The following is a 24,029-nucleotide window of genomic DNA, read 5'->3' as shown; positions in this document are numbered from 1 at the left end:
GCTCGGCGAGCAGCGGCCACCCGCGCAGCGCGGCGAGGTCGGCGGCCGCCGCACCCCGCGACGCCTGCGGGCCCGGCAGGTCGCCGACGAGCACCAGGGTGCGCGGCACGTCCGACAGCGGCTCGACGGCACCGGCGAGGGCCGTCGGCCGCGACGTCCACGGTGCGTCGTCAGGGCGTCCGTCGAGCGGCTCGTCGAAGCCGCTGTCGGTGGGCACCAGCGGCTCGCGGAGGGGCAGGTTCAGGTGCGCCGGACCGGGGGCGCCGCCGTCCGCACCGGTGGCCGCGGCGACCATCCGGCTCACCGTCGACCGCCACCCCGGCACCTGGCCCGGCCGCGCGTCCGGCGTCCCGAGGTCGTGCGCCCAGCGCGGCGCGTCGCCGAACACCCCCACCTGCCGCGTGGTCTGGTTCGCCCCGGTGCCGCGCAGCTCGGGCGGGCGGTCGGCGCTCAGCACCAGCAGCGGCCGCCCGGTGTGCGCGGCCTCGAGCACCGCCGGGTGCAGGTTCACCACCGCGGTGCCGGACGTCGTCACGACCGGCACCGGCACGCCGCCGGTCGCCAGGCCGAGCGCGAGGAAACCGGCCGACCGCTCGTCGGTGCGCACGTGCAGCTCGAGGCGGCCCGCGGCGTCGGCGGCGTGCAGCGCGTAGGCCAGCGGCGCCGAGCGCGACCCGGGGCACAGCACCGCGTGCCGCACGCCGTGCCGCACCAGCTCGTCGACCAGCACGGTGGCGCACGCCGTCGAGGGGTTCACCGGCGGATCATCCCGCAGCGACCGGTGGCGCTCACGCGCGGACGCGCTTCGACAGGTACTCGGCCGAGGCCCGGTACCCGAGGGCCGCGTAGAAGTCCTGGGCCCGCCGGGTCGCCAGCGCCACCAGGCCGGCACCGTGCCCGGCGGCCCACTCCTCCGCCGCGGCCGTCAGCGCCCGGCCGGTGCCTCGCCGCTGGTGCCGGACGTCGACCGCGAGCTCCTCGATCCAGCAGACCGGCCCGTTCGCGAAGAAGGTCTGGTGCACGAAGGCCAGCAGGTACCCCACGACGTCCCCGTCCTGGTCGGCCACCAGCAGCAGCGCCGCCCGGTCGGCCAGCAGCGCCGGCCACGCGCGGTCGAACGCGGCGGCGTCCGGCTCGAAGCTCGTCGCGGTGGCGGCCGCCAGCACCTGCACGCCCGCGGCGTCACCGGGCCGCGCCGGCCGCACCAGCACGGTCACAGCAGGGCCCAGCAGCGCGCCAGCCGGTCGAGCCACCAGTCGCGACGGTCGGGCGGAGCGGCGACCTCGTCGAGGCGATCCGGGTCGACCGTGGCGGCGGCCGGCAGCGAGCCGCCGCGGGGGCGCAGCGGGGTCGAGGTGACGTCGTGCTCGAACAGGCCGACGGTGCCGAGGCCGCACGCGAACGGCAGGCTGGGCAGCGCGGCGGCCAGGGCGACGCCGGCCGCGATGCCCACCGACGTGTCGAGCGCCGAGGACACCACCACGGGCAGCCCGCACGCCGCGGCGACCTCCAGCGCGGCCGGCACCCCGCCGAGCGGCGCCACCTTGACCACCACGACGTCGGCGCTGCCCGCGGCCGCGACCCGCAGCGGGTCCTCGGCCTTGCGGATGCTCTCGTCGGCGGCCACCAGCACGTCGGTGCCGTCGGCCGCCAGCAGCAGCCGCAGCTCGCCCAGCTCCTCGAGGGTGGCGCACGGCTGCTCGGCGTACTCCAGGTCGTGCCGCGCCAGCCGGGCCAGCGCCCGCCGCGCGTCGTCCACCGACCAGCCGCCGTTCGCGTCGACGCGCACGCGGCCCCCGGCGCCCAGCAGCCGCCGCACCTCGCCGACGCGCGCCACGTCGTCGTCGAGCGACTGGCCGGGCTCGGCGACCTTCACCTTCGCCGTGGTGCACCCGTCGAACCGGGCCAGCACGCCCTCGACGTCGGCCGGGCCGACGGCCGGCACGGTGGCGTTGACCGGCACGTGGTCGCGCACCGCCCGCGGCACCGGGGCGGTGGCCGACGCGAGGGCCGACCGCAGCCAGCGCGCCGCCTCGACGTCGTCGTACTCGACGAACGGCGAGAACTCGCCCCAGCCGGCCGGGCCGCGCAGCAGCAGCGCCTCGCGCGTGGTGATGCCGCGGAACCGCACGCGCATCGGCAGGCTCACGACGCGCGCCGTCCGCACCAGCGTCTCCAGGTCGGGCTGCACGCGCCTATCCTCGCCGACGTGCGCAACGAGCCCGTCAGCGAGACCTTCGACCCGTCCGCGTGGACGCCGGTCGCCGGCTTCGAGTTCACCGACGTCACCTACCACCGCGCCGTCGACACCGGTGCCGTGCGCATCGCGTTCGACCGGCCGGAGGTGCGCAACGCCTTCCGGCCGCACACCGTCGACGAGCTGTACCGCGCGCTCGACCACGCCCGCATGACACCCGACGTCGGGTGCGTGCTGCTCACCGGCAACGGCCCGAGCCCCAAGGACGGCGGCCGCGCCTTCTGCTCCGGCGGCGACCAGCGCATCCGCGGCCGCAGCGGCTACCAGTACGCGGACGGCGAGACCGCCGAGACGGTCGACGAGGCCCGGGTGAAGGCGGCCGGCGGGCGCCTGCACGTGCTCGAGGTGCAGCGGCTCATCCGCACGATGCCCAAGGTGGTCATCGCCGTCGTCAACGGGTGGGCGGCCGGCGGCGGCCACAGCCTGCACGTCGTCTGCGACCTCACGATCGCCAGCCGCGAGCACGCCCGCTTCAAGCAGACCGACGCCGACGTCGGCTCGTTCGACGCCGGCTACGGCTCGGCCTACCTGGCGCGCATGGTCGGCCAGAAGGCCGCGCGCGAGATCTTCTTCCTGGGCCGCACCTACGACGCCGAGACCATGCAGCGCATGGGCGCCGTCAACGAGGTCGCCGACCACGCCGAGCTCGAGGCCACCGCGCTGCAGTGGGCCCGCGAGATCAACGGCAAGAGCCCCACCGCGCAGCGCATGCTGAAGTACGCCTTCAACCTGGTGGACGACGGCCTCATGGGTCAGCAGGTCTTCGCCGGCGAGGCCACCCGCCTCGCCTACATGACCGACGAGGCCGTCGAGGGCCGCGACGCCTTCCTGCAGAAGCGCGACCCCGACTGGACGCCCTTCCCCTGGTACTTCTGACCCAGAACGCTTGCAGGACAACGGGTGTGTCGAGGGACACACCGGGGCGCCCGGTCTCGATTTGGCGGACGGCGCGAGCGGGTGCGACGATCGACCTGCCCATCCAGAGCGACCGAGAGACCTGGCTCGTCGACGTCGCAGCAACCGCCCCTCGGGGTGAGGTGCTACCGCCAGGACCGATGGAGGACCACCCCGTGACGCCCCGCTCCACCCTGTGCTCGCGCCGGCACGTCGACCTCTGCCGCACCAGCGGCATGCTCTGTCGGCTCCGTCGAGCCTGACCGCACCCACCACCCCCTCGGCCTCGGCGCGCTGACGCGTCGGGGCTGCTGCGGCGCGCCTCGGGCCCGCCGCGACGAACCCCCGTGGACGCCAAGAGCGTTCTGCCACACCACATCTGGAGATCCCTGTGCGCTTGTCCCGTCTCGTGCCCGCCGTCACCGCCGCCTCCCTCGCGGTGCTGCTCGCCGCCTGCGGCGGTGGCTCCTCGGCGTCGAAGGCCGCGAGCAACCCGTACGACCTGCAGCAGCCCGGCACCCTGCGCGTCGGCACGCTGACCGACGCGCCGCCGAACGTGTACTTGAAGGACGGCAAGTTCACTGGCTTCGACAACGACCTGCTGACCGCGGTCGCGGCGAAGGTCGGGCTCAAGGTGCAGTTCGCCGGCACCGACTTCTCGGCGCTGCTGGCGCAGGTGAACGCGGGCCGCTTCGACGTCGGCAGCTCGTCGATCACCATCACCGAGGCCCGCAAGAAGACCGTGGACTTCGGCAACGGCTACGACTTCGGCTACTTCGGTCTGGACGTGCCCGCCGGCTCGACGGTGAAGGGCTTCGACCAGCTGCAGGGCAAGCGCGTCGTCGTCGTCCAGGGCACCGTGCAGGACGACTACGCGACGAAGCAGAACCTCGACCCGGTGCGCGTGCCCGACTACAACGCGGCGCTGAACCAGCTGCGCACCCAGACGTCCGACGCGTGGATCGCGCCCGCCGAGATCGGCGAGAAGTCGGCGAAGGACAGCAAGGGCAAGATCGTGGTCGCCGCGACCGAGCTCAGCCCCGCCCCGACGGCGTTCGCGGTGAAGCGCGGCAACACGAAGCTGAAGGCCGCGCTGGACAAGGGTCTCGACGAGGTCATCGCCGACGGCACCTGGACGAAGCTGCAGGAGCAGTACTACCCGGGCCGCCCGGTGCCGGCCGACTTCGAGCCCGGGAGCGGCACCGTGAAGTTCCCGCCGGTCACCGCGAGCGCGACCGCGACGTCCTGACCGACGCACCGCACCGACACCCGGCCGGGTGGTCCGCACCCGCGGGCCGCCCGGCCACTGCACCAGGGAGACCCGCATGGAGACGCTGCGCACCGTCTGGCAGACGTTCTTCGACCTCGACGCCATGCGCGAGGCGCTGCCCGACATGCTCACGGTCGGGCTCCGCAACACGCTCGTGCTGGCGATCGCGTCGGCGGTGCTCGGCACCGTGCTGGGTCTGCTGCTCGCGACCGCCGGACTGGCCCGCACCCGTTGGCTGCGCTGGCCGGCGCGCGTCTACACCGACCTGTTCCGCGGCCTGCCGGTGGCCGTGACGATCCTGCTGGTCGGCGTCGGCCTGGCACCCGTGGGGCTCGCGCTGTGGGGCCCGAACCCGTACCCGCTCGGCATCCTGGCGCTCGGCCTGGTGGCGGCGGCGTACATGGGCGAGATCTTCCGGTCGGGCATCCAGAGCGTCGAGGCCGGCCAGCTCGAGGCCAGCCGCGCCCTCGGGTTCTCGCACCGTCAGGCGATGCGGCTGGTGATCGTGCCGCAGGGCGTGCGTCGCGTGCTGCCGGCCTGGGTGAACCAGCTCATCGCGCTCATCAAGGACTCGAGCCTGGTCTACTTCCTCGGCCTGCTCGCCAGCCAGCGCGAGCTGTTCCGCATCGGCCAGGACTACGCCGCCAACACCGGCAACGCGTCGGCGCTCGTCCTCGCCGGGCTCGTGTACCTCGTGATCACCGTGCCGCTCACGCACGCCGTGAACGCGGTCGACCGGCGGCTGCGCGAGGGGCGTCCCGCCGACGGCGTCGAGGCACCGGACGACGACGCAGCCCTCACCGCCGACCCGACGACCGGAGCCGCCCGATGAGCACCTCCCCCACCGCGACGTCGACGGACGCGCTGTCGGTGACGCTCGACGACGTGCACCTGGCCTTCGGTCGCAACCAGGTGCTGCGCGGCGTCAGCCTGCACGTGCCGGCCGGCACCACCACGTGCGTCGTCGGTCCGTCCGGCTCCGGCAAGTCGACGGCGCTGCGCATCGTGAACCGCCTGCTGGAGCCCGACTCGGGCGACCTGCTCGTCGACGGCCGCAGCGTGCTCGCGGACGACGTCGACGAGCACCGCAAGCGCATCGGCATGGTGTTCCAGCAGTTCAACCTGTTCCCGCACCGCACGGTGCTCGACAACGTGACGCTCGCGCTGCGCCACCTGCGCGGGCTCTCACCGGACGCCGCAGAGCACGTCGCGCTGCAGCGGCTCGACGCGGTCGGGTTGCGGCACAAGGCCTCCAGCCGTCCCGCACAGCTCTCGGGCGGTCAGCAGCAGCGCGTCGCCATCGCCCGTGCGCTCGCCCTCGAGCCGCGCGTCATGCTGTTCGACGAGGCGACGTCGGCGCTCGACCCCGAGCTGGTGAAGGGCGTGCTCGCCCTCATGGCCGACCTCGCGAGCGGCGGCATGACGATGCTCGTCGTGACGCACGAGATGGGCTTCGCCCGCGAGGTCGCCGACCAGGTGGCGTTCGTGGACGGCGGCGTGGTGGTCGAGCACGGCGAGCCGGCGCAGCTGTTCGACGCTCCGCGCACCGAGCGGCTGCAGCGGTTCCTCTCGCGCGTGCTCTGACCACCCGCCGACGTCAGGACGTCGCGCCCGGCCGCCCCTTGAAGCGGCGCACCTCGTGCGGCCAGCCGCAGGCCTCGGCGATCTTGGCAGCCCAGTGCTTGGCGGTCTCGTCGTCCGGCACGTCGACGATCATGAAGCCGCCGAGGAACTCCTTGGTCTCGACGTACGGGCCGTCGGTGACCAGCACCTCGCCGCCGGTGGGGTCGGCGCTGTACACCGGGCCGTCCTCCTCCTCCAGGCCACCGCTGAAGACGTGGACGCCGGCCGCCTCCGCCTCGCGCACCACGGCCATCGCGAGCGGGCCGCGGGGGCGGTACCACTCCTCCGGGTGGTCGCCGACCCACTGCTGGTTGAAGTAGAGGAGGTACTCGGCCACGACTGCTCCCTCGGTTGCGGCGGACGCCTGCGGTCAGCCTGTCACCCGGACGACGAACGGCGCCGTCCCGATCCGACAGCCGGGGCCAGACTGGCACCGTGGACGACGAACGGGACGCGAGCGGGCCGGGCGGGTTGCCGGCGGACGGGCACGTGCACAGCGAGTGGTCGTGGGACGCGACGCTCGGCTCGATGGAGGAGACCTGCCGACGCGCGGTCGAGATCGGGCTGCCGGCGGTGGCGTTCACCGAGCACCTCGACCTGACGCCGTTCCGGGCCGGGTTCCTCGTCGGCACCCGTCCCGACCTCGTGCACGACGGCGTGCTGACGGCGCCGCCGTTCGACGTCGAGGGGTTCCGCGCGGCGGTCGAGCGCTGCCGCGGCCTGTTCCCGGGCCTGCGCGTGCTGGCCGGCGTCGAGGTCGGCCAGCCGCACCTGCACCGGGCCGCGCTGCGGGCGATCCTCTCGAGCGGCGGCTTCGACCGGGTCATCGGCTCGCTGCACTGCCTGCCGGACGGCGACGTCGCGGCCGAGCCGTGGGAGCTGTACCCACGGCGCCGGGCCGACGACGTCGTCCGCGAGTACCTCGCCGAGATCCCGCGCGTGGTCGACGGGTGCGACGAGTTCGAGGTGCTCGGGCACGTCGACTACCCGCTGCGGTCGTGGCCCACCGAGCTCGGGCCGTTCGAACCGCGGCGGTTCGAGGACGAGTTCCGGCAGGCGCTGCGCGCGGTGGCGGCGGGCGACCGGGCGCTCGAGCTCAACACCCGGCTGCCGCTGGATCCGCTGCTGCTGCAGTGGTTCCGCGAGGAGGGCGGCCGTCGCGTCACCTTCGGCAGCGACGCGCACGAACCGGCGGCGGTCGGCGCAGGGCTCGCGGACGCCGCGGCGACGGCCTGGGCGCACGGGCTGCGACCCGGGCGGCGGCCGGAGGCGCCCTGGCAGGTCGGCGCGCACCAGCACGCCGCCGGGTAGGCGGTCAGCCGAGCGCGATCGCGGCCACGGCAGCCGCGCAGACGCCGAGGCCCGCCTTCTGCGCCGCACCCCAGCGCTCCCCGAGCAGCGTGCGGGCCAGCAGCACGGTGATCGCCGGGTACAGCGAGGTCAGCACGGCCACGACGGCGAGCTGCCCGGCGCCGGTGGCCGCGAGGTACAGCAGGTTGGCGGCACCGCCGAGCACCCCGGCCCCGACCGCCGGCCGCACCGAGCTGCGCCAGTGCGCGGCGTCCGGTCGCACCCGTCGCGGGACCAGGGCGTAGACCCACACGACGACCACCACGAGCACCTGGCCCGGCACCAGCGGCCAGGCACCCGCGTCGGTGCCCGCCCGGGCGAGCGCCACGAACAGCAGCGCGAACGCCGCACCGGCCAGCAGCCCGAGCCCGACGCCGCTCGACCGGTCGGGGTCGTCGTCGGCGGGGGCGCGCGACACCAGCACGACGCCGGGCAGCGCGACGACGATGCCCACCCACGCGAGCGTCGAGAGCCGGTCGCCCGTGAGCAGCCCGACCAGCGCCGGTCCGGCCGCCGACACCAGCGCCGACACCGGGGCGACGACGCTCATCCGCGCGACCGCGAGGCCACGGTAGAGCGCCAGCGTGCCGACGGCGCTGCCGACGCCGCTGAGCAGCCCCCACCACAGCGTCGGCGCCGTGGGCGCGTCGGGCCGGGCGACGACGACCGCCAGCAGCGCCGCCACCAGCGCGAACGGCTGGGCCACGGCGGCGACGGCGCGCGGGTCGCCGCGACGTCCGGCCAGCCCGGCCACGAAGTCCGACGACCCGTACGCGAGCGCCGACAGCAGCCCGAGGAGCGCCCCCATCAGGCGACCGGCCCGCGGCGCTCGACGACGCCCGTCACGTCGTCCGCCGTCGTCGCCCGCAGCTCGTCCACCCGTCGAGTCTCCCAGTGCGCCGGCAGGAGCATGATGCGAGGCGTGCCCGGTCTCGCGTCGCCCTCGCGCACCCTGCGGCCGGTGGCGCTCGACGCCCTCGACCCCGAGGCCGCCGTGGCGGTGGTCGCGGCGGCCCTCGACGGCACGGGCGACGCGCTGCTGCCGGTGCCGGCGGACGGCGCCGCCGGGCTCGATGCGCTGCGGCCCGGCACGCCCCTGGCCCCCGGCGAGGACGACGAGCACGACCCGACCGCGCTCGTGGTGGCCACCTCCGGCTCGACCGGAGACGCCAAGGGCGCGGTGCTGCCGGCGTCCGCCCTGCGCCACTCGGCCACCGCGACCCTGCAGCGCCTCGGCGGACCGGCGACCTGGCTGCTGGCCCTGCCGGCGCACCACGTGGCCGGCGTGCAGGTGCTCGTGCGCTCGGCGCTCGCCGACCGGGTGCCGGTGCGGCTCGGGCCCGGCCCGTTCACCCCTGCCGCCTTCGAGGCGGCCACCGGGCTGCTGCGCGGCCGCACGTGCACCGCGCTCGTGCCGACGCAGCTGGTGCGCCTGCTCGACGCCGGCGGCTCGGCCCTCGCCGCGCTGGCGTCGTTCGACGCGGTGCTGGTCGGCGGGGCCGCCACCCCGCCGGCGCTGCTCGACCGGGCCCGCGCGGCCGGCGTCCGGGTGGTCACGACGTACGGGTCGAGCGAGACCAGCGGCGGCTGCGTGTACGACGGCGCGCCCCTCGACGGCGTGCGGGTCGAGCTGGCGGACGGCGTGGTGCGGCTCGGCGGTCCCACCATCGCCCGCGGCTACCGGCCCGCGCACCCCGGGGTCGACGTCGAGGACGGCGTGCGGTGGTTCACGACGAACGACCTCGGGCGGTGGGACGGCGACCGGCTCGTGGTGCTCGGCCGCGCGGACGACGTGCTGGTGACCGGCGGCGAGAAGGTCGCCCCGCAGGCGGTCGAGGCCGTGCTGTCGCAGGTGCCCGGCGTCGCCGAGTCGCTCGTCGTCGGCGTGCCCGACCCCGAGTGGGGGCAGCGGGTGGTGGCGCTCGTCGTGCCCTCGTCGTCCGGGCCGCCCGCGCTCGACGTCGTCCGCGACGCGGTGCGCGAGCGGCTCGGCCCGCACGCCGCCCCCCGCGCGCTGCTCGTCGTCGACGCCCTGCCCAGCCGCGGCATCGGCAAGCCCGACCGCGCCGCCGCCACCGCCCTCGCCGCCTCCCGGCCGAGCTGCGACTAGCGGTTCACCGCGACGGCCCCAGGGCAACCACTGCCCGCATCTCGGCAGTGGTGCGGCGCGGGGTGGGCGGTGCCGCGCGGCCCTCGCCTCACCCGAGCCCGGCGTCGTGGTCGCGCAGGGCCTCGCGGGCCTCGTCGGCGGCGTCCCGCGCCTCGTCGACGACGTGCAGCGCCGCCTCGGTCGCGGGCGGTGCCCCGGGCTCGACGGGGGCCGTGAGCGCCGAGACGTGCCGTCGCTCGGCCCGCAGCCACGCGGCGTAGAGGGTCGAGGCGGTCAGGGAGGTGGTGGACACGGTGCTGAACCCCTTCGTCGGGCACGCGTCGCGCGCGCGTCGTCTGGCGGGCCGTGGTCTCGACCGTCCTGGACGCAGGTCACTCGGCGTGCGCCATGCGTCCCTTGAGTGCGTTCCGTGGCCGTCACCCGAGCTGGTCGTCGACCAGCCGCTGCCGCAGCTGCCGGGGGTGACCGCAGGGGGCTCGGACGCCGCCGGGCAGGATGTTCGCCATGGCGTCACCTGCGCAGTGGGTCGAGGGGGCGCGGCCACGCACCCTGCCGGCCGCGATCGCCCCCGTCGCGGCGGGCACCGGGGCGGCCGCCGCGCTGCACGCGGCCCACCTGGGGCGGGCGCTGCTCGCCGCCGTGGTGTCGCTGGCGCTGCAGGTCGGCGTCAACTACGCCAACGACTACTCGGACGGCGTGCGCGGCACGGACGACGACCGGGTCGGGCCGTTCCGGCTCACGGGATCGCGGGCCGCGGCGCCGGGTGCGGTGAAGCGTGCGGCGTTCGCGGCGTTCGGGGTCGCCGCGGTGGTGGGCCTGCTGCTCGTCGCGCTGTCGGGGACCTGGTGGCTGCTGCTCGCCGGCGCCGCGAGCGTGGTCGCCGCCTGGTACTACACCGGCGGGTCGAACCCGTACGGCTACCGCGGCCTCGGCGAGGTGTTCGTCTTCGTGTTCTTCGGGCTGGTGGCCGTGCTCGGCACCACCTGGACGCAGGCCGGGCGCGTCTCCTGGACGGCGCTCGCCGCGGCCGTCGGCATCGGCTGCCTGGCCTGCGCGCTGCTCGTCGCGAACAACGTGCGCGACATCCCGACCGACGCGGTCTCGGGCAAGCGCACCCTCGCCGTCCGCCTCGGTGAGCGGCGCAGCCGGGGCCTGTACGTCGCGCTGCTCGCGGTGCCGCTGCTGCTCGTCGTGGTGATCGCGGTGACCGGCCACCCGGCGGCGCTGCTGGCCCTGGTGTCGGCCGTCGTCATGCTGCCCGCGGTGCGCCGGGTGCGACGCGGCGAGACCGGCCTGGCGCTCATCCCCGTGCTGCGCGACACCGGCCGCGCCGAGCTGGTCTACGGGGTGCTGCTGGCCCTCGGGCTCGCGCTGGGCTGACGCCCGAGCTCAGCGGCCCTCTGCCTCGCGGTCCTCGGCGTCGTCGTCGGGCAGCCGGTGCTGTGCGCGCTCGGCCAGCTGCCGGGCCATCTCCTCGCGCGGGCCGCGCAGCAGCACGAACGAGAGCACGAGCGACAGCGCGCCGGCGACCACCAGCAGCAGCAGCGGGTTGTCGACGCCGACCAGGTGGAACACCAGCCAGACGAAGAGCACGCAGCCGAGCAGCAGCATCATCCGCAGCAGCGAGTAGCGCACGACCGTCACGGCACGAGCCTACGTCGCCGGTGCGTCGTCGCCGGACCCCGCTCCGGGCAGCGGGGCCGCCCGGCCCTCCCACCTGGTCGACAGGACGACGGTCGTGCGGGTGCGCGAGACGCCCCTGAGCCGGCGCAGCTTGGCGATGGTCGACTCGAGCGCCTGCACGTCGGGGGCCCGGACCTTCACCACGAAGTTCTCGTCGCCGGCGACGAACCAGCAGTCCTCGACCTCGGGCACGGCGGCCACCGCGTCGGCGACCGCGTCGGACTCGGCGTCCTCGTGCTGGAAGAGGTCGACCAGCGCGCTGACCCCGAGGCCGAGCGCCGCGGCGTCGACGGTGGCCCGGTAGCCGGTGATGACGCCGCGCTCCTCCAGCCGCTTCACCCGCTCCTGCACGCTCGGGCCGGACAGGCCCACCGTGCGGCCCAGCTCGGCCCAGCTGAGCCGGCCGTCGGCGAGCAGCGCGGCCACCAACCGGGTGTCGGTGTCGTCCACGGGTCCTCCTTGGGCCGAACGGGTGAATGCCGGACAGATCGAAGGCGTCGATCGGGAATGACCTTCACATCGTAGGGCTTGTACCCGATGCACTGGTAAGATCGCAGGCACAACCCATCAGTCGCCGTCGAGTGTCTCGGCGGCCGTCACGAGAAGGAATCATGGTCACCCCGGACTACGCGCGCGCCTACATCGACGAGCTCCACCGTCTCGCGCCCGCTGCTGCACGTTCCACCGCCTCCACCACCGAGGTCCGCGAGCCCCGCGGCCTCGCCCGGCTGGTGCGCGCGCTCTCGCGCTGACGCACCGCCCGACGCGAACGGCCCCGTCCAGCACGTTGGACGGGGCCGATCTGCGTCTCGGGACAGGACGCCGGGTCAGCCGACCCCGGCGTAGCTGTGCATGCCGACGAAGAAGATGTTCACCACGAGGAAGTTGAACAGGATGCAGGCGTAGCCGGCCAGCGCCAGGCCGGCCGCCTTGCGGCCCTGCCAGCCCCGGGTCGCCCGCGCGTGCAGGTAGCCCGCGTAGACCACCCAGATCACGAAGGTCCAGACCTCCTTGGGGTCCCAGCCCCAGTACCGGCCCCAGGCGTTCTCGGCCCAGATCGCGCCGGCCACGAGGGTGAACGTCCACAGCGGGAACGCGATCGCGTGCAGCCGGTACGAGGTGAGGTCGAGGTCGCGGGCCGACGGCAGCGCGTCCATGAAGCTCTTGCCCACCGGCCCCGCGACGCGACGCTCCTCGCGGCGCGCCTGCACCAGGTAGAGCACGGTCAGCGAGAAGGCCAGCGTGAACAGCGCGGAGGAGATGAACGCGACGCTCACGTGGATGGCGAGCCAGTAGCTGCGCAGCGACGGCACCAGCTGGTCGGCCTTGGCGTACAGGACGACGACCGACAGGCCCAGCGTGAGCAGCACCGGGCCGATCACGAACGTGCCGAGGAACCGCAGGTCGCGCCAGCGCAGCGCCGCGACGAACACCAGCGTCACCACGGCCGAGCCGGCGGTCGCGAACTCGTACATGTTGCCCCACGGGGGCCGCTCGACCGAGATGCCGCGCACCGTCACCGCCGCGACGTGCAGCAACAGGGCCAGCACGGTCAGCGAGACGCCGATCGCCGCACCCTTGCGCGGTGCCGGCTCGCCCGGCGTGCCGTCGCCCGCGACGGCGGCGGTCGCACCGGTGGCCCCGACGGGCGCACCCGCACCGACCAGCTGCCGGGTGCCGACCTCGGACCGCGCCCGGGCGGCGCGCGCCGTCCCGCCGGCGAGGTCGCTGCAGAACGCCACGAAGGCGACGGCGTACGCCGCCATCGCGCCGTACAGCAGCAGGTTCGCGGCGTTGGCCAGCGTCTCGTTCACGCTCATGTGCGCTCCTCTCGGCTGTGCCCCGCCGCCTCGAGCGCGCGGGCCAGCTCGTCGTCGAGTCCGGCGTCCTCACCACGGGCGAGCGCGCCGACGTCCACCAGCGTACGTGGGCCCACCGACCGCACCCGCGCGAAGACCCGGCGGCGCGGTACGAAGAGCGACAGGCCCAGGCCGAGCATCGCGGCGACCGCCGACCACAGCGCCCAGCCCTTGGCCGGGTCGTGCCGGATCGACAGGCCCGCGAACCGCTGCACCCGGTCGAAGGTGATCGACCCGCGACCGCCCGGCAGCTGCTCGGTCTGGCCGGGGCTCATCGCCACCGAGAACGGCTGGTCGCCGTCGGTGAGCTGCGTCATCGTCGAGGTGTCGAGCGTGTAGACCGACGCCGGGTTGCCGATCGTGCCCTCGTACGCGGTCAGCAGCAGCACCGGGTTCTTCGTGTCGGGGAAGACCGACGTCGGGGTGCCCTGCCGCACGACGGCGGTCGGCAGGAACGAGCCGGCGAAGGCGATCTGCTTCGGGGTGGCGCCGGTGACCTGCACGACGCCCGAGCTGTTGTAGTTGCCGTCGGTCGGCGGGAACACCACCGGCTGCTGGAACAGCACGGCGCCCTTCGCGTCGCGCACGGTGACGACCGGCGCGTAGCCGTTGCCCAGCAGGAACACCTTGGCGCCGTCGACCGACACCGGGTGGTTCACGCTGAGCGCGCTGCGCCGCGGGGTGGACGTCGGGGTGTCGCGCACCGTCACCTCGCCGCGGAACTCGCGCGGGGCGCCACGCTGCGACCCGGTCGCCTGCTCGTCGAACTCCACCGTGAGCGAGTCCATGGTGAGCGAGAACGGCGGCAGCGCCTCGCGGTCGACCCAGGGCCCGGTGTCGAGCGCGTCGTACAGGGTCGAGGTGTTGCTGAACGAGTCGCCGACCGGCACCACGACGTCGCCGCGCCAGCCCAGCAGGTGCCCGGCGGCGACGGACCCGAGGAGCACGACCAGCGAGACGTGGAAGACGAGGTTGCCGGTCTCGCGCAGGTAGCCGCGCTCGGCGCTGACCGTGCCGTCGCCGGTGTCGACGCGGAACCGCCTGCGCCGCAACGACTCCGCGACCGCCGCGAGCACCTGGTCGGCGTCGCCGTCGACCTCGGCGGACGCGTGGGCGGGCAGCCGGTCGAGCCGCGCCGGGGTGCGCGGCGGCTTCGCGCGCAGCGAGCGCAGGTGCACGCGGGTGCGGGGCAGCACGCACCCGATGAGCGACACGAACAGCAGCAGGTAGATCGCCGAGAACCACACCGAGGCGTAGACGTCGAACCCGCCCAGCCGGTCGATCCACGGCCCGGACGTCGGGTGCTGGCGCAGGTACGTCGTGACCGCACCGGGGTTCACCCCGCGCTGCGGCAGCACCGACCCGGGCACCGCCGCCACCGCGAGCAGCAGCAGCAGGAACAGCGCGGTGCGCATGCTCGTGAGCTGCCGCCAGGCGAACCGCAAGGAGCCGACGAGGCCCAGCTTCGGCTGCACCGGCGCGGCGGGCGTCTCGCGTTCCAGCTGCTGCGTCACATCGCCACCCCGACGCGGACGGCCCAGGAGGCCATGCGGGTGCTCAGATCGGCCCAGACGCCGGTGACCATCAGCACGCCGAGCAGCACGAGCAGCCCGGCCCCGGCGAGCTGCAGCGCCCGCTGGTGGCGGCGCAGCACGGCGAGCGCCCTGGACGCGCGCGACCAGCCGAGGGCGACCAGCACGAACGGCACGCCGAGACCGAGGCTGTAGGCGACGCCGAGGGCGAAGCCGCGGCCGGCCCCACCGGTGTCGCTCGACGACAGCAGCAGCACCGAGCCCAGCGTCGGGCCGATGCACGGCGTCCAGCCGATCGCGAAGACGGCACCGAGCAGCGGTGCACCGGCGAGGCCGGCCCGTGGGCGCCACTGCGTCTTCGCGGTGCGCCCGGCGCCGGGCAGCCACCCGGCGAACAGCAGGCCGCAGGCGATGACCAGCACGCCGAACACCCGCATCAGCGCGTCGGCGTGGCCCTTGATGGCGATGCCGACCGCGCTCGACGCGACGACCGTGGTGACGACGAACACGACGGTGAACCCGAGCACGAACAGGCTCGCACCGGCGACCAGCGACCGGCGGCGCTGCTGCTCGAGGTCGACGCCGGTCAGGCCGGTGACGTAGCCGAGGTACCCGGGCACCAGCGGCAGCACGCACGGCGACGCGAAGGAGACCAGCCCGGCGAGCACCGCCACCGCGAGCGCGGTGGGCAGGGTGCCCTGGGAGATCAGGCTCGCGCCGTCCGCGATCACGCCGGCGCCTCCGCCAGCACGTCCTCGACCAGGCCGTCGAGGGTCGAGGCGTCGACCTTGCCGAGCACCCGGGCGGCCAGCCGGCCCTGGCGGTCGAGCACGAGCGTCGTCGGCGGCGCCGGGGCCTTGCCCTCGAGCTGCAGCAGCACCTGACCGCCGTCCCAGGCGAGCGACGGGTACCCGATCTTGAACTTGCGCTGGAACGCCAGCGACGTCGCGGGCTCCTCGCGCAGCGCGATGCCGACGAAGCGGACGCCGTCGCCCTGCCGCTCGGAGAAGACCTTCTGCAGGTCGGGCGCCTCGGCGTTGCAGGGCGGGCACCACGAGCCCCACGTGTTCAGCACGACGACGTGGCCGCGGTCGGACGCCGTGTCGAGCGGCTTGCCCTCGAGCGTGGTGCCGCGCACGTCGAGCACGGTGCTGCGCTTCGCGACGGGGATCGCCTCGACCGCGCCGTCCTGCGAGGTGTACTGCTGCGCGTTCCCTCCGCCGGCGGCCTGCCCGGCGACCGTGTCGGAGCCGTCGCCGCAGCCGGCCAGCACCGCCGCGGCGGCCAGCACCGCCGCCGCGACCCGCGCGCCCCGACGCCGACTCACGCGCCCGCGACCTTGTTCGCGCCGGGCAGCAGGCTGGCGGCCGGCTCGGAGAACTCGATCGACAGCAGGGTGTCGCCGTCGAAGGTGAGCGAGGTCAGCGACGCGAGGCTGCACTCGCGCTTGCGCGGGTCGTGCCACAGGTGGCGGCCCTCGAAGTGCCGGCGGGCGATCCAGACGGGCGACTGGTGCGACACCAGCACCACCTCGTGACCGGTGGCGGCACGGCGCGCGTCGGCGACGGCAGCGGCCATGCGGGAGGCGATCCGCACGAACGGCTCGCCCCACGACGGCTTGAACGGGTTGACCAGCTTCGGCCAGATCGCCGGGTGCCGCAGCGAGCCGTCGCCGACGCCGAAGGTCTTGCCCTCGAACCAGTTGCCGGCCTCGATCAGCCGGACGTCGGTGGCGATCGGCAGCCCGTGGGCGGCGGCGATCGGGGCGGCGGTCTCCTGCGCGCGCTCGAGCGGCGAGGCGACGACGTGGGTGACGTCGCGGTCGCGCAGCGACCCGGCGACCACGTCGGCCATCTGACGGCCGCGCTCGGACAGGTGGTAGCCGGGCAGCCGGCCGTAGAGCACGCCCGCGGGGTTGTGCACCTCGCCGTGGCGCATCAGGTGGACGACGGTGCGCTCGCTCACGCCGTCACCGCCTCGACGGCCGCGGCCGCCCGGGCGGCGCGCGGCAGGGCGGCCAGCACCCGCTCCACGGCGGTGTCGTCGTGCGCCGCGGAGACGAACCACGCCTCGAACGCGCTGGGCGGCAGGTGCACGCCCTGGGCCAGCATCGAGTGGAAGAACGCCGCGAACGCCGGCAGCCGCTGGGCGCGGGCACCGTCGTAGTCGTGCACCTCGGTGACGTCGTCGCCCTCGGTGAAGAAGACGCTGAACATGCTGCCCGCGTACTGGACGACGTGCGGCACGCCCGCCTCCCCCAGCGCCTGGCTGGCTGCCGCGCTGATGGTCGCCGCGACGGTCTCGAGGCGCTGGTACACCTCGGGCGTGCAGTGCTCGAGCGTCGCCCGGCCGGCCGCCGTGGCGACGGGGTTCCCCGACAGCGTGCCCGCCTGGTAGACGGGGCCCTCGGGCGCGAGCATCGCCATGACGTCGGCCCGGCCGCCGAACGCCGCGGCCGGGAAGCCGCCGCCCATGACCTTGCCGAACGTGAACAGGTCGGGCGCGCCCGCGTCGTACGGGCCCTCGAGGCCGTACCACCCGGCGGCCGAGCACCGGAACCCGGTCATCACCTCGTCGCTGACCAGCAGGGCGCCGTGCGCGGTGGTGATCCGCCGCAGCGCCTCGGTGAACCCAGGACGCGGCGGCACCACGCCCATGTTGCCCGCGGCCGCCTCGGTGATGACGCAGGCGATCTGGTCGCCGGCCTCGGCGAACGCGGCCTCGAGCGCCGCGACGTCGTTGTACGGCAGCACGATCGTGTCGGCGGCGCTGGCGCCCGTGACGCCCTGGGTGTCGGGCAGCGCGAACGTCGCCAGCCCGCTGCCCGCCGCGGCCAGCAGCGAGTCGACGTGCCCGTGGTAGCAGCCGGCGAACTTCACCACCTTGCTGCGGCCGGTGAACCCGCGGGCCAGCCGGATCGCGCTCATCGTGGCCTCGGTGCCGCTGCTCACCAGGCGCACCTGCTCGACCGGGCCGACCCGGCCGACGATGGCCTCGGCGAGCGCGACCTCGTTCTCGCTGGGGGTGCCGTAGCTGAACCCGTGGGTCGCCGCCTCGCGCACCGCCTCGAGCACGGCCGGGTGGGCGTGGCCGAGGATCATCGGACCCCACGAGCCGATCAGGTCGACGTACTCGCGGCCGTCGACGTCCGTCAGGTACGGCCCGCGGGCGGACGCCGTGAAGCGGGGCGTGCCGCCGACCGCCCGGAAGGCGCGCACCGGGGAGTTGACCCCGCCCGGCGTGACGGCGCGGGCGCGGGCGAGCAGGGCCTCGCTGGCGGGCGCGTCGTACGGGTACTCGGTCGGGTCGATGGGCACGCGCCCATTCTCGCAGCCGACCCTGACAGCGCCGTCGTCAGACCCGCTTCGTGCCCTCGGGGTCGATGCCGTCGGCCACGCGGCGCAGGCTGGCGCCCAGCTGCAGGAACTCCGCGCGCGGCATCGCGTCGAGCAGCAGGCTGCGCACGTCCTCGACGTGGGAGTGCGCGGCGGCGTCGAGCACCTCGAAGCCCTTCTCGGTGAGCTCGCAGTTCACGCCGCGGCGGTCGCCGGCGCAGGCCCGACGGCGCACCAGCCCCTCGCTCTCGAGCCGGGCGGCGGTGTGGGTGAGCCGGCTGCGCGAGCTCACGACGGACGACGCGAGGTCGCTCATGCGCAGCGTGCGGCCGGGCGACTCGGACAGCCGCACGAGGATCTCGTACTCGGTGTGGCTGAGGCCGTGCCGCTCGAGCCCGCGCCGCAGCTCCTCGTCGAGCAGCCGCACCGCGCGCAGGTAGCTGCGCCACGCCTGCTGCTCCTCGTCGTCGAGCCACCGGGTCTCGTCCACCATGCCTGCGAGTCTACCGCCAGATTCAGTTGAAATCTCAATTGAAAGTGGCTACGGTTGCGGCAAGCCAGCAGGCACACCCCTCGAAGGAGCGCACATGACCACGATCGACGGCCTCACCCCCGGCACCTGGACGATCGACCCCACCCACACCGAGGTCGGCTTCACCGTCCGCCACCTCATGGTGAGCAAGGTCAAGGGTCGCTTCTCCGAGGTCAGCGGCACCATCACCGTGCCCGAGGACGCGCTGCAGTCCGTCGTCGACGCGACCGTGCAGATCGCCAGCATCGACACCCGCGACGCCAACCGCGACGGTCACCTGAAGTCGGCCGACTTCTTCGAGGCCGACAAGTACCCGACGATGACGTTCCGCTCGACCGAGATCCGCCAGAAGGGCAGCGACTTCGAGCTGGTCGGCGACCTCACCATCAAGGAGACCACCAAGCAGGTCGTCTTCGACCTGGAGTTCAACGGCGTGTCCGCCAACCCGCTGGCCGAGGGCGCGCCCGCCGCCGGCTTCAGCGCCGAGACCGAGATCAACCGCAAGGACTTCGGCCTCGAGTGGAACGTCGCGCTCGAGAGCGGCGGCGTCCTCGTCGGCGACAAGATCAAGATCACCCTCGAGGTCGAGGCCGGCAAGGCCGCCTGACCCTCGCCCCACCGCCGACGGCCCGGTACCCCGTACGGGGGTGCCGGGCCGTCGCGCGTCCCGGGGGCGCCCGATGGTCAGTGGGGCTGGACGACGTGCAGCAGCTCGTGCAGGACGTCGTCGGCCAGCTCGTAGCGCACCGTGCGGCCGTCGCGGCGGTCGCGCACCAGCCCGGCCGCCCGCAGCAGCCGCAGCGCCTGCGACACGGTGCTCTCGCCGCGCCCGGTGGCCGTCGCGAGGTCCGACACCCGGATGCCGGGCGCGTGGTGGATGCACAGCAGCAGCGCGAGGCGGGTCGGGTCGCCGAGCACAGCGAACCGCCGGGCCCACGCGTCGCGGTGCGGCTCGTCCGGCAGCAGCCGCGCGGCGCGCTCGGCGTCCGGCTCGGTGGGTGGCACGTGCACAGGGTGGCAGAGCCGGCGGCGACCGGGCAGCGGGCTACAGCGAGCGAGCGACCTCGGTGGCCCAGTAGCTGAGCACCACCTGGGCGCCCGCGCGGCGCAGCGACGTCAGGGTCTCGAGGATCGCGCGGTCGCGGTCGATCATGCCCGCGGCGGCCGCGGCCTCGACCATCGCGTACTCCCCCGACACCTGGTACGCCGCGACCGGCACCTGCACCGAGCGCGCGACCTGCGACAGCACGTCGAGGTAGGGCAGGCCGGGCTTCACCATCACCATGTCGGCGCCCTCCTCGACGTCGAGCCGCACCTCGCGCAGCGCCTCGACGAGGTTCCCCGGGTCCTGCTGGTACGTCGTCCGGTCGCCCTCGAGGGTCGACTCGACGGCCTCGCGGAACGGCCCGAAGAACGCGGACGCGTACTTCACCGCGTACGCGAGCAGCACCACGTCGTCGCGGCGGACGGCGTCGAGCGCGCGCCGCACGTGGCCGGTCTGGCCGTCCATCATCCCGGACAGGCCGAGCACGTGGGCGCCGGCGTCGGCCTGGGCCAGCGCCATCGACGCGTACCGGTCGAGGGTCGCGTCGTTGTCGACCCGGCCGCGGTCGTCGAGCACGCCGCAGTGGCCGTGGTCGGTGAACTCGTCGAGACACAGGTCGGCCATCACGACGAGGTCGTCGCCGACCTCGTCGCGCAGGTCGCGCAGGCCCACGTTGAGGATGCCGTCGGGGTCGTCGGCGCCGCTGCCGGTGGCGTCGCGGTGCCTCGGCACGCCGAACAGCATGATGCCGCCGAGCCCCACCTCGACGGCCTCGCGCGCCGCCTGCCGCAGCGACTCGCGGGAGTGCTGCACGACGCCCGGCATCGACTGCAGCGGCACCGGCTCGTCGGCGCCCTCGCGCAGGAACACCGGGAGCACCAGCTCGGCCGGCGACAGCCGGGTCTCGCGCACCAGCCGGCGCAGCGCCGGGGTCTGCCGCAGCCGTCGCGGCCGCTCGGTGGGGAACGCCATGGTCAGACCTCTCGAAGTGCTTGCGCACCCCAGCCCGCCCACGAGGGGCTCGCGAGCGGGCTGGGGTGCGGAAAGCGGGCTGAGGTGCGGAAAGGGGTGCGGGGGTTCAGCGGGCCTTGCGGCGCGCGGCGCCCTTGCGCTGGCTCGGCCGGACGACGGGCTCGCCGGCCTCGACCGCCGCGGCGCGCAGGCCGGCGCCGTAGTCGGCGAGCGCCTCGACCAGCGCGTCGGAGCTGGCCTCGGCGGCGAGGACGTCGACCCGCAGGCCGTGCTCCTCGGCCGTCTTCGCCGTCTGCGGGCCGATGCACGCGACGACGGTGGCGGTGTGCGGCTTGCCGGCGATGCCGACGAGGTTGCGCACCGTCGAGCTCGAGGTGAAGACCACGGCGTCGAAGCGGCCGGTCTTGATCGCGTCGCGGACGTCGGCGGCCGGCGGGGCGGCGCGCACCGTGCGGTAGGCGGTGACGTCGTCGACCTCCCAGCCGATGTCCTGCAGGCCGGCCACCAGGGTGTCGGTGGCGATGTCGGCCCGCGGCAGGAAGACCCGGTTGATCGGGTCGAGCACCTCGTCGAACGGCGGCCAGTCGGCCAGCAGCCCCGACGCCGACTGCTCGCCGCTCGGCAGCAGGTCGGGCTCGATGCCCCACTCGCGCAGGGCCTGCGCGGTGACGCCGCCGACCGCGGCGACCTTCAGGCCGGCGAAGGCACGGGCGTCGAGGCCGAACTCGACGAACTTCTCGCGGACGGCGCGCACCGCGTTGACGCTGGTGAACCCGACCCACTCGTAGCGGCCGGTGACCAGGCCCTTGACCGCGCGCTCCATCTGCTGCGGCGTGCGGGGCGGCTCGACCGAGATGGTGGGCACGACCTCGCTGATCGCACCGAACTCGTGCAGCCGGTCGACGGTGCCGCCGGCCTGGTCCTTGGTGCGCGGCACCAGCACGTGCCAGCCGAACAGCGGCTTGGTCTCGAACCACGACAGCTGGTCGCGCAGCTCGACCGGGCGGCCGACGACGGCGAGCAGCGGCTTGGTCAGCTCGTGGTCGCCGACGGCGGCGGCCGCGGTGGCCAGCGTCGCGACGACGGTGCGCTGCTCGGTCGAGGTGCCCTGCTCGGTCAGCGCGACGGGCGTGGCGGCGTCGCGCCCGGCGGCCAGCAGCTGGCCGAGGGAGTCGACGAGCACGTCGGGCAGTCCCAGCAGCACGACGGTGACGTCGTCACCGGTCGAGCGCGCCCAGTCGACCTTGCGGTCGTGCGGGGTGACCACGTGCACGGCGCGGGTCGACTTCGTGGTGAGCGGCACGCCGGCGTAGACCGGCACCGCGCCGACCGACGAGACGCCGGGCACGACCTCGAACGGCAGCCCGGCCTTCGAGCAGGCCAGCGCCTCCTCGGCGAGGCCGTTGAAGGTCGCCGGGTCGCCGTCCATCAGCCGTGCGACGCGACGTCCGCCGCGGGCCGCGCGGGTGACGAGCTTGGCGCGGGAGGCCTGGGTCAGCGGCTGGCCGTCGTCGCCGAAGCCGGCGTCGAGCACCTCGACGTCGGGCCGGGCGAACCGGGCGACGTCACCGGCCCGCAGGTTCTGGTCGAGGACGACGACGTCGGCGCGCCCGATCACCTCGACGGCGCGCACGGTCAGCAGGCCGGGGTCGCCCGGGCCGGTGCCGACGAAGGTCACCGAGCCCGAGGACCTGGTGGGCGTGGGGGTCACGGGACACGCTCCGGAGGGTGGTTGTCGAACGGGGTCTGGTCGGCCGGTGGGTCGGCCGGGGGTGCTGCGAAGGTCTCTGCGGCCACGAGCTCGGCGGCGCCGTCCTCGAGCAGCACGGCCGCCAGGCGGCGGCCGAGGTCGGCGGCGGCAGCCACCGGGTCGTCGCCGAGCGGCCCCACGAGCGAGCGGCGCAGGTCGGCCGAGCCGTCGGGCGCGGCGACGACCGCGCGGAGCGACAGCTCGAGCAGAGGGCGGCCGTCGCCGCCGAGCTGCTCGACCGCCTCGGCGAGCGCCCCGACGCGCGCGGTGCAGCCGGCCTCGAGCGCCCCGAGCAGCGCGCGCTCGTCGGTGACGACGGCGAGGGCGTCGACGTCGTCGACCTGCGCGAGCAGCGCGATGAGCTCGGCGTCGTCGGCCCGGCACTCGACGGCGAGCGCACCCTGGCCGGGGGCGGGCAGCACCTGCAGCGGGTCGAGCACCTCGGTGGCCTCGTCGGCTCGGCCCAGCCGCAGCAGGCCGGCGCGGGCGAGCAGCACGCCGTCGACGGTGCCGTCGGCGGCCAGCCGCAACCGGGTGTCGACGTTGCCGCGCACCGGCACCACCTCGAGGCCGAGACCGAGCGCGTGCACCTGCGCGGCGCGCCGCGGCGACCCGGTGCCGAGCCGCGACCCGGCCGGCAGCTCGCCGAGGGTGCGCCCCCCGCTGGCCACCAGCACGTCGCGCGGGTCGACCCGGGCGGGCACCGCCGCGAGGGCGAGCCGATCGTCGGGCGCCGTCGGCAGGTCCTTGAGCGAGTGGACGGCGAGGTCGACCTCGCCGTCGGCGAGCGCCTGCCGCAGGGCCGCGGCGAACACGCCGGTGCCGCCGATCTGGGTCAGCTGGGCGCGCGAGGTGTCGCCGTACGTCGTGACCTCGACCAGCTCGACCTCGCGCCCGGTCGCCCGGGTCACCAGGTCGGCCACGTGCCGGCTCTGCGTGGTGGCGAGGGCGCTGCGACGGGTGCCGAGGCGCAGCGGGCGGGCGCTCATCGCCGCACCCGCGACAGCTCGTCGCCGCGCGCCACCAGCGAGCCCGGGTCGACCGGGTCGAGCACGTCGACGGTGCCCGCGGTCCCCTCGGGCCCGGTCTCGACCGGCACGTCGGTGACGGTGGCGACGTCCTGCGGGTCGAGGTCGAACAGCTCGCGCAGCGCCGCGGCGTACGAGCCGCCGTCGGAGCGGCCGGCGAGCTCCTTCACCCGCACCGTGGGCGCGTGCAGCAGCTTCTCGACGACGCGGTGCACGGTGCGCTGCACCTCGTCGCGGACGGCGGCGTCGACCTCGGGCAGCCGGCCGTCGAGCCGCTGCAGCTCGGCCGCGACGACCTCGGCGGCGCGGGTGCGCAGCGCGACCACGGTCGGGGCGACGGCCTGCACCCGCAGCGCGGTGAGGTAGGCGCCCACCTCGGCGGCGACCAGCTGACGGACCGCCTCGATGTCGTCGCCGAGCTCGGCGTCGGCGAGGTCGCTGCCCAGCACCTGCAGGTCGGCGATCTCGACGCCGGGCAGGCCGGCGACGGCGGGGTCGACGTCGCGCGGCAGCGCCAGGTCGACGTACAGCTGCGGCCCGCCGTGCCGGACGGCGGCGGCGCGGGCGGTCTCGAGGTCGACGACGTGGCCGACGGCGCCGGTGCACGAGATGACCAGGTCGGCCTCGGCCAGCGCGTCGGCGAGCCGTGCGAGCGGCACCGCGGTGCCCTCGACGGCGCCGGCGAGCCGGTCGGCCCGCTCGCGCGTGCGGTTGGCGACGGTGATCGCGCCCGCGGCGGCCCGGTGGACGGTGGTGGCGGCGAGCGCGCTCATCGAGCCGGCGCCGCGT

At 75.2% G+C, this 24,029-nt stretch carries 29 protein-coding genes and 1 riboswitch; of the genes, 9 read left to right on the top strand and 20 right to left on the bottom strand.

From position 1 onward, the window contains the following. The 3 genes from menD to ACYVI6_RS12535 all read right to left on the bottom strand — a co-directional run. Positions 1-757: 2-succinyl-5-enolpyruvyl-6-hydroxy-3-cyclohexene-1-carboxylic-acid synthase (gene menD / locus ACYVI6_RS12545; RefSeq protein WP_460446695.1), on the bottom strand; the 757-nt coding region annotated here is incomplete at its 3' end. 31 nt (positions 758-788) lie between these two features. Beyond that, entirely contained in the window at positions 789-1,211 is a 423-nt protein-coding gene (locus ACYVI6_RS12540) for a GNAT family N-acetyltransferase (RefSeq protein ID WP_460446694.1), read from the bottom strand. Positions 1,212-1,213: 2 nt separating this feature from the next. Continuing rightward, the gene (locus ACYVI6_RS12535) at positions 1,214-2,191 is read right to left on the bottom strand and encodes an o-succinylbenzoate synthase (protein WP_460446693.1); all 978 of its coding nucleotides are present in this window, start codon (positions 2,189-2,191) and stop codon (positions 1,214-1,216) included. An 18-nt stretch (positions 2,192-2,209) separates the two neighbouring features. Here ACYVI6_RS12535 and ACYVI6_RS12530 point away from each other — a divergent pair, with 18 nt between their 5' ends. From ACYVI6_RS12530 to ACYVI6_RS12515, 4 genes are all read left to right on the top strand, one after another. Beyond that, on the top strand, positions 2,210-3,133 hold the full coding sequence (locus tag ACYVI6_RS12530) for a 1,4-dihydroxy-2-naphthoyl-CoA synthase (RefSeq protein ID WP_460446692.1): 924 nt from the start codon (positions 2,210-2,212) through the stop codon (positions 3,131-3,133). A 96-nt stretch (positions 3,134-3,229) separates the two neighbouring features. Next, positions 3,230-3,319: riboswitch (SAM riboswitch) on the top strand. Positions 3,320-3,548: 229 nt separating this feature from the next. Beyond that, positions 3,549-4,400, top strand: coding sequence for an ABC transporter substrate-binding protein (locus ACYVI6_RS12525; RefSeq protein ID WP_460446691.1), 852 nt, complete (start codon positions 3,549-3,551; stop codon positions 4,398-4,400). A gap of 76 nt (positions 4,401-4,476) precedes the next feature. Then, positions 4,477-5,253 (top strand): amino acid ABC transporter permease, encoded by a 777-nt coding sequence (locus ACYVI6_RS12520; protein WP_460446690.1) that lies wholly within the window; start codon positions 4,477-4,479, stop codon positions 5,251-5,253. Next, complete coding sequence (locus ACYVI6_RS12515; protein ID WP_460446689.1) at positions 5,250-6,005, top strand: amino acid ABC transporter ATP-binding protein; 756 nt, start codon at positions 5,250-5,252, stop codon at positions 6,003-6,005. Before ACYVI6_RS12520 ends, ACYVI6_RS12515 begins: the two co-directional genes overlap by 4 nt. A 13-nt stretch (positions 6,006-6,018) precedes the next feature. On the opposite strand, the gene ACYVI6_RS12510 is transcribed toward ACYVI6_RS12515, so the two are convergent. After that, positions 6,019-6,381, bottom strand: coding sequence for a YciI family protein (locus ACYVI6_RS12510; RefSeq protein ID WP_284289600.1), 363 nt, complete (start codon positions 6,379-6,381; stop codon positions 6,019-6,021). Between the two features lie 98 nt (positions 6,382-6,479). Here ACYVI6_RS12510 and ACYVI6_RS12505 point away from each other — a divergent pair, with 98 nt between their 5' ends. Continuing rightward, positions 6,480-7,355: a PHP domain-containing protein gene (locus tag ACYVI6_RS12505; RefSeq protein ID WP_460446688.1), complete on the top strand. Its 876-nt coding sequence runs from the start codon at positions 6,480-6,482 to the stop codon at positions 7,353-7,355. A 4-nt stretch (positions 7,356-7,359) separates the two neighbouring features. On the opposite strand, the gene ACYVI6_RS12500 is transcribed toward ACYVI6_RS12505, so the two are convergent. Next, a complete protein-coding gene (locus tag ACYVI6_RS12500; RefSeq protein ID WP_460446687.1) occupies positions 7,360-8,202 on the bottom strand; it encodes a GRP family sugar transporter in 843 nt (280 codons plus the stop codon). Between the two features lie 114 nt (positions 8,203-8,316). Here ACYVI6_RS12500 and menE point away from each other — a divergent pair, with 114 nt between their 5' ends. Further along, positions 8,317-9,504, top strand: a complete 1,188-nt coding sequence (menE, locus tag ACYVI6_RS12495) for an o-succinylbenzoate--CoA ligase (protein ID WP_460446686.1) — start codon at positions 8,317-8,319, stop codon at positions 9,502-9,504. Positions 9,505-9,592: 88 nt separating this feature from the next. Here the strand turns inward: menE and ACYVI6_RS12490 are convergent, their stop codons facing one another. Continuing rightward, positions 9,593-9,796: a hypothetical protein gene (locus ACYVI6_RS12490; protein ID WP_284289596.1), complete on the bottom strand. Its 204-nt coding sequence runs from the start codon at positions 9,794-9,796 to the stop codon at positions 9,593-9,595. A gap of 212 nt (positions 9,797-10,008) precedes the next feature. Between ACYVI6_RS12490 and ACYVI6_RS12485 the strand changes: the two genes are divergently transcribed. After that, positions 10,009-10,884 (top strand): 1,4-dihydroxy-2-naphthoate polyprenyltransferase, encoded by an 876-nt coding sequence (locus ACYVI6_RS12485; RefSeq protein ID WP_460446685.1) that lies wholly within the window; start codon positions 10,009-10,011, stop codon positions 10,882-10,884. Positions 10,885-10,893: 9 nt separating this feature from the next. On the opposite strand, the gene ACYVI6_RS12480 is transcribed toward ACYVI6_RS12485, so the two are convergent. Both ACYVI6_RS12480 and ACYVI6_RS12475 read right to left on the bottom strand, forming a co-directional pair. Continuing rightward, positions 10,894-11,148, bottom strand: a complete 255-nt coding sequence (locus ACYVI6_RS12480) for a DUF4229 domain-containing protein (RefSeq protein WP_460446684.1) — start codon at positions 11,146-11,148, stop codon at positions 10,894-10,896. A 9-nt stretch (positions 11,149-11,157) separates the two neighbouring features. Further along, positions 11,158-11,637, bottom strand: a complete 480-nt coding sequence (locus tag ACYVI6_RS12475) for an Lrp/AsnC family transcriptional regulator (protein WP_460446683.1) — start codon at positions 11,635-11,637, stop codon at positions 11,158-11,160. 161 nt (positions 11,638-11,798) lie between these two features. Between ACYVI6_RS12475 and ACYVI6_RS12470 the strand changes: the two genes are divergently transcribed. Then, the gene (locus tag ACYVI6_RS12470; RefSeq protein WP_460446682.1) at positions 11,799-11,939 is read left to right on the top strand and encodes a hypothetical protein; all 141 of its coding nucleotides are present in this window, start codon (positions 11,799-11,801) and stop codon (positions 11,937-11,939) included. A 75-nt stretch (positions 11,940-12,014) separates the two neighbouring features. Here the strand turns inward: ACYVI6_RS12470 and ccsB are convergent, their stop codons facing one another. The 7 genes from ccsB to ACYVI6_RS12435 are packed head-to-tail and all read right to left on the bottom strand — an operon-like array spanning position 12,015 to position 18,406. After that, positions 12,015-13,007: a c-type cytochrome biogenesis protein CcsB gene (gene ccsB / locus ACYVI6_RS12465; protein WP_460446681.1), complete on the bottom strand. Its 993-nt coding sequence runs from the start codon at positions 13,005-13,007 to the stop codon at positions 12,015-12,017. Then, positions 13,004-14,560: a cytochrome c biogenesis protein ResB gene (gene resB / locus ACYVI6_RS12460; RefSeq protein ID WP_460446680.1), complete on the bottom strand. Its 1,557-nt coding sequence runs from the start codon at positions 14,558-14,560 to the stop codon at positions 13,004-13,006. Before resB ends, ccsB begins: the two co-directional genes overlap by 4 nt. Next, the gene (locus tag ACYVI6_RS12455; RefSeq protein WP_460446679.1) at positions 14,557-15,309 is read right to left on the bottom strand and encodes a cytochrome c biogenesis CcdA family protein; all 753 of its coding nucleotides are present in this window, start codon (positions 15,307-15,309) and stop codon (positions 14,557-14,559) included. The genes resB and ACYVI6_RS12455 overlap by 4 nt, the downstream gene beginning before the upstream one ends. After that, positions 15,306-15,905 (bottom strand): TlpA family protein disulfide reductase, encoded by a 600-nt coding sequence (locus tag ACYVI6_RS12450; RefSeq protein ID WP_460446678.1) that lies wholly within the window; start codon positions 15,903-15,905, stop codon positions 15,306-15,308. Before ACYVI6_RS12450 ends, ACYVI6_RS12455 begins: the two co-directional genes overlap by 4 nt. Then, the gene (locus ACYVI6_RS12445; RefSeq protein WP_460446696.1) at positions 15,902-16,516 is read right to left on the bottom strand and encodes a histidine phosphatase family protein; all 615 of its coding nucleotides are present in this window, start codon (positions 16,514-16,516) and stop codon (positions 15,902-15,904) included. Before ACYVI6_RS12445 ends, ACYVI6_RS12450 begins: the two co-directional genes overlap by 4 nt. Before the next feature lie 23 nt (positions 16,517-16,539). Beyond that, complete coding sequence (gene hemL / locus ACYVI6_RS12440; protein ID WP_460446677.1) at positions 16,540-17,895, bottom strand: glutamate-1-semialdehyde 2,1-aminomutase; 1,356 nt, start codon at positions 17,893-17,895, stop codon at positions 16,540-16,542. A gap of 37 nt (positions 17,896-17,932) precedes the next feature. After that, a complete protein-coding gene (locus ACYVI6_RS12435) occupies positions 17,933-18,406 on the bottom strand; it encodes a MarR family winged helix-turn-helix transcriptional regulator (protein WP_460446676.1) in 474 nt (157 codons plus the stop codon). 94 nt (positions 18,407-18,500) lie between these two features. Between ACYVI6_RS12435 and ACYVI6_RS12430 the strand changes: the two genes are divergently transcribed. Then, on the top strand, positions 18,501-19,052 hold the full coding sequence (locus tag ACYVI6_RS12430; RefSeq protein ID WP_460446675.1) for a YceI family protein: 552 nt from the start codon (positions 18,501-18,503) through the stop codon (positions 19,050-19,052). Positions 19,053-19,129: 77 nt separating this feature from the next. Here the strand turns inward: ACYVI6_RS12430 and ACYVI6_RS12425 are convergent, their stop codons facing one another. The 5 genes from ACYVI6_RS12425 to ACYVI6_RS12405 form a co-directional block, all read right to left on the bottom strand. Continuing rightward, positions 19,130-19,450 (bottom strand): ArsR/SmtB family transcription factor, encoded by a 321-nt coding sequence (locus tag ACYVI6_RS12425; protein ID WP_460446674.1) that lies wholly within the window; start codon positions 19,448-19,450, stop codon positions 19,130-19,132. A gap of 40 nt (positions 19,451-19,490) precedes the next feature. Then, entirely contained in the window at positions 19,491-20,462 is a 972-nt protein-coding gene (gene hemB, locus ACYVI6_RS12420; RefSeq protein WP_460446673.1) for a porphobilinogen synthase, read from the bottom strand. Between the two features lie 106 nt (positions 20,463-20,568). Continuing rightward, complete coding sequence (locus ACYVI6_RS12415) at positions 20,569-22,173, bottom strand: bifunctional uroporphyrinogen-III C-methyltransferase/uroporphyrinogen-III synthase (RefSeq protein ID WP_460446672.1); 1,605 nt, start codon at positions 22,171-22,173, stop codon at positions 20,569-20,571. Beyond that, complete coding sequence (gene hemC / locus ACYVI6_RS12410) at positions 22,170-23,201, bottom strand: hydroxymethylbilane synthase (protein ID WP_460446671.1); 1,032 nt, start codon at positions 23,199-23,201, stop codon at positions 22,170-22,172. Before hemC ends, ACYVI6_RS12415 begins: the two co-directional genes overlap by 4 nt. Then, the coding region (locus ACYVI6_RS12405; RefSeq protein WP_460446670.1) for a glutamyl-tRNA reductase at positions 23,198-24,029 on the bottom strand (832 nt) is incomplete at its 5' end. The genes hemC and ACYVI6_RS12405, both read right to left, overlap by 4 nt.

Source organism: Angustibacter aerolatus (assembly GCF_054776675.1).
This window is presented reverse-complemented; position numbering and strand designations above follow the sequence as displayed.

Excerpts from the sequence above, each read along its gene's own strand:
- ACYVI6_RS12520 (WP_460446690.1), top strand. The coding sequence starts at position 4,477 with ATGGAGACGCTGCGCACCGTCTGGCAGACGTTCTTCGACCTCGACGCC.
- ACYVI6_RS12515 (WP_460446689.1), top strand. The coding sequence starts at position 5,250 with ATGAGCACCTCCCCCACCGCGACGTCGACGGACGCGCTGTCGGTGACG.
- ACYVI6_RS12500 (WP_460446687.1), bottom strand. The coding sequence starts at position 8,202 with ATGGGGGCGCTCCTCGGGCTGCTGTCGGCGCTCGCGTACGGGTCGTCG.
- ACYVI6_RS12485 (WP_460446685.1), top strand. The coding sequence starts at position 10,009 with ATGGCGTCACCTGCGCAGTGGGTCGAGGGGGCGCGGCCACGCACCCTG.
- ACYVI6_RS12470 (WP_460446682.1), top strand. The coding sequence starts at position 11,799 with ATGGTCACCCCGGACTACGCGCGCGCCTACATCGACGAGCTCCACCGT.
- ccsB (WP_460446681.1), bottom strand. The coding sequence starts at position 13,007 with ATGAGCGTGAACGAGACGCTGGCCAACGCCGCGAACCTGCTGCTGTAC.
- ACYVI6_RS12445 (WP_460446696.1), bottom strand. The coding sequence starts at position 16,516 with ATGCGCCACGGCGAGGTGCACAACCCCGCGGGCGTGCTCTACGGCCGG.
- ACYVI6_RS12435 (WP_460446676.1), bottom strand. The coding sequence starts at position 18,406 with ATGGTGGACGAGACCCGGTGGCTCGACGACGAGGAGCAGCAGGCGTGG.
- ACYVI6_RS12430 (WP_460446675.1), top strand. The coding sequence starts at position 18,501 with ATGACCACGATCGACGGCCTCACCCCCGGCACCTGGACGATCGACCCC.
- hemB (WP_460446673.1), bottom strand. The coding sequence starts at position 20,462 with ATGGCGTTCCCCACCGAGCGGCCGCGACGGCTGCGGCAGACCCCGGCG.
- hemC (WP_460446671.1), bottom strand. The coding sequence starts at position 23,201 with ATGAGCGCCCGCCCGCTGCGCCTCGGCACCCGTCGCAGCGCCCTCGCC.